Annotated in this window: 9 protein-coding genes; 1 reads left to right on the top strand and 8 read right to left on the bottom strand. The window is 62.4% G+C overall.

All coding sequences use genetic code 11. From position 1 onward, the window contains the following. Nucleotides 1–123 precede the first annotated feature (123 nt). The 5 genes from ACFRJ9_RS06245 to dxr all read right to left on the bottom strand — a co-directional run bounded on the left by ACFRJ9_RS06245 (nt 124) and on the right by dxr (nt 5,102). Nucleotides 124–1,002 (bottom strand): GNAT family N-acetyltransferase, encoded by an 879-nt coding sequence (locus ACFRJ9_RS06245; protein ID WP_377665750.1) that lies wholly within the window; start codon nt 1,000–1,002, stop codon nt 124–126. Beyond that, nucleotides 965–2,131, bottom strand: coding sequence for a flavodoxin-dependent (E)-4-hydroxy-3-methylbut-2-enyl-diphosphate synthase (gene ispG, locus ACFRJ9_RS06240; RefSeq protein ID WP_011774258.1), 1,167 nt, complete (start codon nt 2,129–2,131; stop codon nt 965–967). Before ispG ends, ACFRJ9_RS06245 begins: the two co-directional genes overlap by 38 nt. 48 nt (nt 2,132–2,179) lie before the next feature. Beyond that, the gene (locus tag ACFRJ9_RS06235; RefSeq protein ID WP_377665543.1) at nt 2,180–2,473 is read right to left on the bottom strand and encodes a YciI family protein; all 294 of its coding nucleotides are present in this window, start codon (nt 2,471–2,473) and stop codon (nt 2,180–2,182) included. Between the two features lie 80 nt (nt 2,474–2,553). Further along, the gene (locus ACFRJ9_RS06230; RefSeq protein WP_377665541.1) at nt 2,554–3,885 is read right to left on the bottom strand and encodes a M50 family metallopeptidase; all 1,332 of its coding nucleotides are present in this window, start codon (nt 3,883–3,885) and stop codon (nt 2,554–2,556) included. Nucleotides 3,886–3,917: 32 nt separating this feature from the next. Then, on the bottom strand, nt 3,918–5,102 hold the full coding sequence (gene dxr / locus ACFRJ9_RS06225) for a 1-deoxy-D-xylulose-5-phosphate reductoisomerase (protein ID WP_377665539.1): 1,185 nt from the start codon (nt 5,100–5,102) through the stop codon (nt 3,918–3,920). 108 nt (nt 5,103–5,210) lie between these two features. On the opposite strand from dxr, the gene ACFRJ9_RS06220 reads away from it, so the two are divergent. Next, the gene (locus tag ACFRJ9_RS06220; RefSeq protein WP_377665537.1) at nt 5,211–6,659 is read left to right on the top strand and encodes a lipase maturation factor family protein; all 1,449 of its coding nucleotides are present in this window, start codon (nt 5,211–5,213) and stop codon (nt 6,657–6,659) included. Nucleotides 6,660–6,664: 5 nt separating this feature from the next. On the opposite strand, the gene ACFRJ9_RS06215 is transcribed toward ACFRJ9_RS06220, so the two are convergent. The 3 genes from ACFRJ9_RS06215 to ACFRJ9_RS06205 form a co-directional block, all read right to left on the bottom strand. Further along, complete coding sequence (locus tag ACFRJ9_RS06215; RefSeq protein WP_377665536.1) at nt 6,665–7,996, bottom strand: hypothetical protein; 1,332 nt, start codon at nt 7,994–7,996, stop codon at nt 6,665–6,667. Nucleotides 7,997–8,075: 79 nt separating this feature from the next. Beyond that, on the bottom strand, nt 8,076–8,426 hold the full coding sequence (locus ACFRJ9_RS06210) for a hypothetical protein (protein ID WP_377665534.1): 351 nt from the start codon (nt 8,424–8,426) through the stop codon (nt 8,076–8,078). 248 nt (nt 8,427–8,674) lie between these two features. Further along, the gene (locus tag ACFRJ9_RS06205; protein ID WP_377665532.1) at nt 8,675–9,727 is read right to left on the bottom strand and encodes a LacI family DNA-binding transcriptional regulator; all 1,053 of its coding nucleotides are present in this window, start codon (nt 9,725–9,727) and stop codon (nt 8,675–8,677) included. Between the last annotated feature and the right edge of the window lie 206 nt (nt 9,728–9,933).

Below are 9,933 nucleotides of genomic sequence, written 5' to 3'. Positions count from 1 at the left end.
CTGGGGGGCCCCCCAACATCCCCGCCTCCCTCGCCGGGGCCCGGGCCCCCCCTTTGTCGGCGGTGTGTGGTGGTCCCCCCCAGGGGTGTAACAACCCACAACTGCCAGTCAGGTGGGTTGCCCCTAAAACAAAACCGTGGCGAACGTGCCCACTTCCTGGAACCCCACTTTTTCGTAGGTTGCGCGGGCCTTCGCGTTGTAATCGTTGACGTACAGGCTGGTGAGTGGCGCAAACGTCCGCGAAAGATTGACGACGGCGGCCATGTAGCCGGCGCTTTGGCCCCGACCCCGGAGCTCCGGATTCATCCACACGCCCTGGACCTGTGTGACCTCCGGAGTGACAGCGCCCAACTCAGCCTTGAACACCACGGTTCCGTTGGCATCGATATGGACCAGCGAATGGCCTTGCCGGATCAGGCCGGCGACCCGTCTGCTGTAGAACTCCTGGCCTCCGAGGAACGGAGAGTAGCCGACTTCTTCCTCGAACATGGCAGCACAAGCGGGCAGGATGCGGTCGAAATCGGCCATGGTACCGAAGGTCAGCGCGGGATTCGCGTCGATAACCGGACCACTTGAGATGGCCAGCAGCGGCTGCCGGGAACGGACCTCGTGGGCGAAGTGGCCAAACTGTTCGAACCGTGAATAGAGCGCCAGGACGGTTTCCGCAGGTCCAAAAATCGAAGCGTACCGGCGTCCTGTTTGATGGGCAGCCGAGGCTATATAGCCTGCCAGCCCGGGATCGAGTTGGACGGGGACCAGGTTGGCTCCGGCCCAGCAGGCACCCAGGAGGGTGTCGCCGTCGAACACTCCGAAGACGCTTGCGCCGCCGCTGGTGGGCGCGGCCGTTCGGGTGCTTTCCAAGTGCGCCAAGATGAAGACGTTGGCCACAGGATCCTCGCCGGCAAGCGCGCGAAGGGCCAAGGTGTCGGCACCGCCGAGCACCCTGACCCCCAAGCCGTTCTCGTTACGAGACGCTAACCACGGGGCTACCCTTGACAGCATCTTCGCCATCGGCCTCCCCCATCTCTTCAGCGATACGCATGGCCTCTTCGATCAGTGTCTCAACAATTTCGCTCTCGGGCACAGTCTTGATGACTTCGCCCTTCACGAAAATCTGGCCCTTGCCGTTTCCGGAGGCCACGCCGAGGTCCGCTTCGCGTGCTTCGCCGGGTCCGTTGACGACACAACCCATGACAGCCACGCGCAACGGAATCTCCATGCCTTCGAGGCCGGCGGTAACCTGCTCGGCCAACGTGTAGACGTCCACCTGCGCGCGTCCACACGAAGGGCAGGACACGATTTCGAGCTTCCGTGGGCGCAGGTTCAAGGACTGCAGGATCTGGTTGCCCACCTTGATCTCCTCCACCGGCGGCGCCGAGAGGGAAACGCGAATGGTGTCGCCGATGCCGCGGGACAGCAGCGCGCCGAAGGCCGTGGCGGACTTGATGGTCCCTTGGAAGGCAGGTCCAGCTTCCGTGACGCCGAGGTGGAGCGGCCAGTCGCCCTTCTCCGCGAGCATCTCATACGCGGCCACCATGATCACGGGGTCGTTGTGCTTGACGGAAATTTTGAAGTCGTGGAATCCGTGCTCTTCAAACAACGAGGCTTCCCAGACGGCGGACTCAACCAGCGCTTCAGGCGTGGCCTTGCCGTACTTCTTCATGATGCCGGGTTCCAGCGATCCTGCGTTGACGCCGATGCGGATGGACGTACCGTGGTCCCGGGCCGCAGCGGCGATCTCCTTGACCTGGTCATCGAACTTACGGATGTTACCCGGGTTCACGCGGACCGCGGCGCAGCCTGCTTCGATAGCGGCGAACACATACTTCGGCTGGAAGTGGATGTCGGCGATCACGGGGATTTGGGACTTGCGGGCGATGATCGGCAGCGCCTCGGCGTCGTCTGCCGAGGGGCAGGCAACGCGCACGATGTCGCAGCCGGAGGCCGTCAGTTCAGCGATCTGCTGAAGCGTGGCGTTGATGTCCGTGGTGGGCGTGGTGGTCATGGACTGCACGCTGATGGGCGAATCAGAACCAACGCCGACAGACCCAACCTTGATTTGCCGCGTCTTACGGCGCGGGGCAAGAACGGGGGGCGGGGCTGCTGGCATTCCCAGGCTGACCGAGGTCACGTGGACTCCTTGGATTGGGGTGGATCGTTGTGGTGGAGGACGCCCGGACTAGGACGCGTGGGCAGCCAGGAGGCCGATGATCGGAGACCATTCCGTGGTGCGGATACCCGCGATGACTCCGGCACTGGCGAAAGGGTCCTGCTTGAGGACAGCATTGAGTTCGGCTTCATCTGCGGACCTGAAGATCAGCAGAGCGCCGGCACCGTCACCATAGGGGCCGCTGGCCAGCAAAGTGCCTGCCTCAGCCAGGTCGCCGAGCCAGGCACGGTGTGCGGGGCGGGCTTCATCGCGGAGGGCGTCGGAATCGGCGACGTATACGTACTCAACAGCGAAAACAGTCATGGTGCTAGCCTATCCCGACGCGTTGGCTACTTTGCCATCGCTGAATGGGGAAAGCCGGTGTCCCGACGGCAGGCAATTGCTCAGCCGAAGATGTTCACCGGCTTCACAATGTCCGCATAGATCAAGAGTGCGCCCATGGCCATCAGCAACGCTGCCACGACGTAGGTGGCCGGCAGCAGCTTGGCGATGTCGAACGCTCCCGGGTCCGGCTTGCCCCGCAGCCTGGCCACTTGCCGGCGGGCGCCCTCGTACAAGGCACCGGCCACATGGCCGCCATCAAGGGGCAGCAGCGGCACCAGGTTGAAGATTGCCAAGGCAAAGTTGAGTCCGGCGAGCAGGCCAACCAAGGTTCCGATCCGCGCCTGCATCGGGACTTGTTCCATGGCCGCCACTTCGCCGGCGACACGGCCGACGCCCACCACGCTGATGGGTCCGTTGGGGTCGCGCGGTTCCTCGCTGAAGGCAGCCTTCGCCACGCCAACCACGCGGGCGGGCAGGTTGAAGATCACACCGGAAATCTGCTTGATGTTCTCCCCTGCCATGGGAAGAACGGCCGACGCCGGTTGGGGAACCAAGGCGCTTTGGGCGCCGATGCCGAGGAAGCCGACTTCCTGGTACTTCAGCACTCCGTTGGCGTCCTGCTCAGGCCGCCCGTCCGCACCGACCACGGGTCGGGAGGAGAGGACGGGCGTCACGGATGTGGAAATCTCCGCGCCGTTGCGCTGCACCGTAATAGCGACGTCCTTACCGGCAGATGCCCGGATCCAACCAGTGAGTTCATCCCAACTGGTGACCGTTTTCCCGTCAAAGGACGTGATGGTGTCGTTGGGTTGCAGCCCTGCGGCTGCAGCCGGGGTGGGCTTGCAGTCCGCGGAATCGGGATCCACCGTCTCCCCTGCGGCGACCTGGCACTTGGAAACGTCGGAAATGGTGGTGGTTGCGGTCGCTACGCCGAACCCCATGAGAAGGACAGCCAGCAGCACCAGCCCGATCAGCATGTTCATGGCCGGGCCACCGAGCATGATGATGATCTTTTTCCAGACCGGAAGCTTGTAGAAAACCCTGTTCTCGTCGCCGGGACCGACTTCCTCATGCGCCATGGAGCGGGCCTCGGTGGCGAGCGTCTGGAACATTCCGGTGCTGGAGGGACGGACGCCGCCGTCCTGCTTGTTGGGCGGATACATGCCGATCATGGCAACGTAGCCACCCAAGGGAAGGGCCTTGAAGCCGTATTCCGTCTCGCCCTTCTTCTTGGACCACAGGGTGGGTCCAAAGCCGATCATGTACTTGGTGACGCGCACTTTGAAGAGCTTCGCAGGCACCAGGTGGCCTACCTCGTGCAGCGCGATGGAGACGGCCACGCCGATAGCGACGAAGACGACTCCGAGGATGAAGAGAAGAGCAGGACTCATGCCGGTGGGACTGCTTCCGTAAGGGTTGTGAGCTACAGGGCGCTGCTGGCTAAACGATCGTGGGTGCGGGCGCGTGCCCACTTCTCAGCATCCAGTACGGACTCCACCGTTAGCTCAGAGGACCCTGAGTGTTCGCTGAGGACCGACTCAACGGTGTCCACGATATCCGTGAAGCGAATGCGGCCGGCGTGGAAGGCCTCAACGGCTTCCTCGTTTGCTGCGTTGAACACTGCAGGGAATGTGCTGCCCTGCTTTGCGGCATCCTTGGCCAGTTCCACGGCCGGGAACGCCACGGAGTCCAGGGGTTCGAACGTCCAACTGGTGGCCTGGGTCCAGTCGCAGGCCCGTGCGGCACGCGGAACCCGGTCCGGCCAGCCCAGACCCAGGGCGATGGGCAACCTCATGTCCGGGGGCGATGCCTGGGCAATGATGGAGCCGTCCACAAACTGGACCATCGAATGGACCACGGACTGCGGGTGAACCACAACCTCGATCCTGTCCAGTGGGACATCGAACAAGAGGTGGGCTTCGATGACTTCCAGGCCCTTGTTGACCAGGCTGGCTGAGTTGGTGGTGACCATGAGGCCCATGTCCCACGTGGGGTGCGCCAGTGCCTCACGTGGCGTGACGTCATGGAGTTGCTCGCGGGTACGGCCCCGGAACGGCCCACCGGATGCAGTCAGGATCAGCTTTTCCACTTCCTGTTCCGTGCCGGACCGGAGGCACTGGGCGATCGCCGAATGCTCGGAATCTACAGGAACAATCTGGCCGGGGCGGGCAGCAGCCTTGACCAAGGCACCGCCCACGATGAGCGACTCCTTGTTGGCCAGTGCCAGGGTGGCTCCCGTGTTGAGTGCGGCCAGCGTGGGCGCCAAGCCAATGGAACCAGTGATGCCATTGAGGACGACGTCGCACTCAATGGCAGCGATCCGCGTGGAGGCGTCGGGTCCCGTGAAAATCTCCGGTGCGAAATTGCGCAAGCCTGCCGTGGCCGCCGCGTCATCAATCAATTGCTGCAGTACTCCGGCATCCCCGGAGGCGATGCCTACAGCCTGCGCACCCGTGTGGACGGCCTGGTGCGCAATCAGCTCGAGGTTTCCTCCGCCGGCACTTAGCGCCACGACCTCGAAACGGTGCGGGGCGGCGTCGACGACGTCAATCGCCTGTGTGCCGATGGAACCGGTGGACCCGAGGATGACGATCTTGCGCGGTTGCATTCCTTAAGTATCCCAGTCACCGCACAGGGCCGCGAACGGGCACGGCCGTAAGTGGAAAACAGGCCCAAGGCCGCTTGACCGCCTTCCTCCCGCGCGTACCGTGGAATCGTGGAGTGGCTGTCCTGGTTTGATGCTCGGGACTACGAATTCGCCCGGCAAGTGTTGCAGCGCGGCACGGCCGCGCTCTACTTCATTGCCTTCCTGTCCACTCTGAACCAGTTCCCGGCCCTCCTCGGCGAGCGCGGATTGTTGCCGGTGCCGGATTTCCTCGACTACGCCCGACGGCTGGCCAGGCCCACGCTCTTCCGCTGGCGCTACTCAGACACCCTGCTGAGGACCGTGTGTGGCGCGGGCCTTCTCATCGCGGCGTTGCTCGTAGTGGGCCTGCCGCAAACCGGGCCTCCATGGCTCCCGATGCTGGCGTTCCTCGCGCTGTGGTTTCTGTACATGTCAATCGTGAACGTGGGCCAAACGTTTTACGGCTTTGGCTGGGAGATCCTGCTCCTCGAAGCGGGGTTCACCGTAGCTTTCCTTGGCTCGAACCAGACTCCCCCACCCGCCACCATCCTGTTCCTGATCGCGTGGCTGGTGTTCCGCCTTGAGCTCGGCGCCGGCATGATCAAGATCCGGGGTGGGCGTGAATGGCGGGACCTGACAGCGATGCTCTACCACCACGAGACCCAGCCGATGCCGGGACCGCTGAGCCGCCAGGCCCACCTCCTGCCACGGCCACTGCACAAGGTGGAGGTGGTGGGCAACCACTTCGCGCAACTCGTGGTGCCCTTTTTCCTTTTCGCGCCACAACCATTGGCCAGCGTCGCGGCAGGCATCATCATTCTCACGCAGCTCTGGCTCGTGGGGAGCGGAAATTTCGCGTGGCTTAACTGGACGGCAATAGTCTTGGCCTTTGCCGCCGTCAGCGACCCCGTCGCCCACGCCGTGTTGCCGTTCATCCCCCTGGACTGGCATGCAGGCGGGCAGACCCCGGTCTGGTGGCTCGGCGTCGTACTCGCCGTCACGGTTCTCCTGCTGGTGCTGAGCTATCGCCCGCTTCGCAACCTGTTCTCGCACCACCAACTGATGAATGCCAGCTTCAACCGCTGGCGCCTGGTCAACGCCTACGGTGCGTTCGGGACGGTGACCAAGCAGCGCATCGAAATCGTTGTGGAGGGCACGCTGGACGACGATCGCGGCGCACCGGACGATCACTGGCTGGAATACGGCTTCAAGGGAAAGCCCGGAGACGTGCGGAGGCTTCCCCGGCAATGGGCTCCCTACCACCTCCGGCTGGATTGGCTGATGTGGTTCCTCCCGCTGCGCACGGTCCACGAAGATTGGTTCTACGCCTTCCTGGACAAACTGCTGGAGGCTGACAAGCCAACGCTTGCGCTGCTTCGCAAGGACCCGTTCGACGGCGAACGCCCCCGCTGGGTGCGCGCCCGCAGCTATCTCTACCGCTTCGCCAGCCGCGCAGAGTTTCGCGAAAGCGGCGAACGGTGGGTGCGGGTGCTGCTGTACGACGCCATTGCGCCTTTGTCCCTGAGCCCTGAGCCCTGACTGACCTAGACGGCAGCGTCGGCCAATTCCTGGCTCTCCACAACTGATGCACGTTTGCTGCTGCGCTTGCTTGTCGGTCCGGCGACAGCTCTGTGTTCGACGGTCTCTGCCGCGATATACAGACCCTCTCGGTTCAGGTGCCGTGAGTAGCTCGAATCCAGGTACAGCGTGGGGAATGAATCCTCGCTGTTCATCTCCGCGGCCTTGGCGAGGAGCGCATTGTAGAGATACTCCTTCACAGCCCCCGCCCCTGCACCGCCGCCGTAGACATATGCAACCTCAGTTGTAGCTCCGACTACGGCCAGCACCCTGCCGAACTGCTCTGCCACTTCCTTGGCAAAAAACATCGTCTCCTCGTCTACGAAGGCCTTCACCCGGTCGTAAAAATTGAGTTTCAACGGCGAAGGACCGGCGTGGAGGTACTCCGAGAGCTGCTTGCGTGACGTGAACCCTGTTTGGAACCCGCGGTCTCTCATGGCTTTCATGGCATCAGTCAGCACCGAACCGTAGCCCTTTTTGAAGGTGGTGGAGGCATCGGCGTTGAACTGCCCCGCAGTGAAGACGGGAAAGTTAACGGTTCCTTCCCCGATATCTATGCCGATAGTGTGCTGTGCTGCCAAGACATCCCCGGGCGTGATGCCTTCCAGTGCCAGCCCGCGGCGGCGGACATCGGCGAGCATTGCCTCCATCAAAGGCTCCCCCTTGGCAGTGATCGCGTACTGGGCAGATGCACCTTCCGGTATTACCTGCACATCCATGAAGCGCAACTTGACCGTCACCGGCGTCTCAAAGTTGTGCACGGTCACCGTATGGATGCCATTCATGAATTCAGCCGCATAACTGGTTCGGTGCGAGAGGTACTCATTAATCGGCAAAGCCAGCGCAACACGGGCCCGCACGCTCAAGGCTTCCTCTGCCATAGGAAGGGAACCGTTGGCGTGCACGTAGTCACGGACGGCTTTTGCGGCGAAGATACCCATCACCAGGATCTTGCTTAGTTCCTGTTGGGCTTTGCTCCTGTGCCCGATGACGTCAAACTCTTCGAAGGCCCCTTGAGCGCTCAATGCCCTGACACCGAAGAGTCGCCGGTACTGATCTCCAATCAGCGGGGAGGCAAAGCTCACGTCCAACTCGTTGTAGAAGTCACCTTCCGTGCGGCTCGGCGCCTCCCTGTCCGGCGTCGGGAGCGCATTTGAGCGGGTAATCAGAGTCACGCCGCTGGGAAGGTCGATCTCGTCGGCATTCGCTCCACCAGATCCAAGCGCTCCGCGGATAATTCCCTTGACGTAGCCGTTGCCGACGTCGATACCGCCTGTGAGATTCGTAGAGATGGTCATGGGAGAGTCCCTTCTTCAATGTGCGTGGTGGTTTGATGGCTGTGCTCTGAAGCCAAAGGCGCGTGTCCGCTGGCGACTGTCAGCGGCGCAGCTGCGCGAAGAGGTCGTTGACGTCGACCTGTACGTTGGAAGTCCGCTTTCCTTCTCCGGGTTCCTGCGTGGGAGCGGTACTCCCCTCCCCGGCAGTTACTGGACTCTCGCCCACGGATAGCCCGATGGCCGGAATGCCCTCAGTCTGGTTGGCTGCCAAACGGTCGTCCGTAGGCTGCTGGCCAAGGCTGGACCCAACGGGACGCTGCACCACAGGCCGGTTGACGATGTCCACGTAGCCGTCACGCTCGATACTGTCGCGGATCAGCATACGTATGGAAAGTGAGAGATTGTCCTGCATTTCCATCCATGCGAACACGGCCTCATCTGCGCTAGGCACGTTCAGGCGGTATCGATGTGGTGGCTGCTTCGCGGCCCCTTGGCTTCGAGGATCATGCACGTGCTCCTCCTTCCTTGGCTTGACCTGCGCGAAAAGATGCGCCCGGTTTTGACCTGCTAGTGGTCAAGACCGGCCAAGATCGCACCGGTCACAATCAAGAAGTGACCGAAATGCACCAAACATGACGCAGAAACGAGCACAGATTTGACCGGTACGGGTCAGCACCAAGGACAAACGCCCTTATGCACTCAACTGACTAGCTGAGCACTGCGCCGGGGCGCCGTGGTGGACTCGCGGACAACGAGGTGCGTGGCCAGTTCCACTCTGCGTGAATCTATTTCCTCGCCATTTTTCTGACGGAGGATGAAGCTCAGGGCAGAACGACCCATCTCTTGCAGGGGCTGCGACACGGACGTGAGCGGCGGCACGGATTCTTCGGCCTGTTGGGTACCGTCGAAACCCACCAGGCTCATTTCCTCGGGAATGCGCACGTCCTGACGGCGCGCTTCGGCGAGGACACCGAGGGCGATGCTGTCGCTGCCGGCAAAGATCGCGGTGGGCGGATCGTCGAGCGCCAACAGGGCCTTCATGGCACGTACACCGTTTTCCGGCTTGAAGGGACCCGACGAAATGTAGTCGTCATCCACTGCGACTCCCTCTGCCATCAAGGCCGCCATGTACCCGTGGAGACGGGCTTGGCTGCACTCGGCAGTCGACGGACCGCCCATGTAGGCGATCTTCCGGTGCCCTAGCTCTAATAGATGCGATGCCGCTGCCTTCCCGCCGGCCCAGTTACTGGCGCCAACGCTGAAGACGTCTGCGGGCGGCGGGTTCAGCGGGTCAACAACCACGATGGGAATTTGGCGGCGCTTGAACGCCTCCAACTGCGCGGATCCAAAGGCGGACGTCACCACAATCATGCCGGCACGGCCTTCGTCGATCATCCGCTGGGCCCGTTCCTCGGGTCCCAGCGGCGATGCGGCCTGGCGTCCGGTGATGGACAGGATGACTTCCATTTCGGATACGGCCGCGTGTTCCATCACTCCATTGAGGACTTCCACGCCGTAGGCCGAGTTCAAGGAATCGAAGACCACTTCCACCGCTCGGTGCTCGGGGATGCTTTTGCGCTGGAGCGGCGATTTGTAGCCGGTGCGTTGGAGCGCGGCCAAGACCCGTGCGCGGGTGGCTTCGGCCACGTCTTCGCGGCCGTTGACCACTTTGGATACGGTGGGCGCCGAGACGCCTACTTCTGCGGCGACGGCGGCCAAGGTGAGCTTGGACGGGCGACTTGCTCGATCCACATTGCACCTGCTTTCGAAATATTTCGGGTCGATTCAGTGTGCAGCATTCAGACTCCGGTCGTCAATGCCACATCCAAACCTTGAGAGATTGTGCAATCTATGGGCTTGACGGTGACGCCCCTCACAGCTAAATTTGGTGGGCACTTCCGAAAGAGTCTCCGAAATATTTCGATACTTTTCGCGAATGGCCACCATTTAGGACATGA

The organism is Paenarthrobacter sp. NPDC056912, assembly GCF_042786555.1.
Classification (GTDB): Bacteria; Actinomycetota; Actinomycetes; order Actinomycetales; family Micrococcaceae; genus Arthrobacter.
This window is presented reverse-complemented; position numbering and strand designations above follow the sequence as displayed.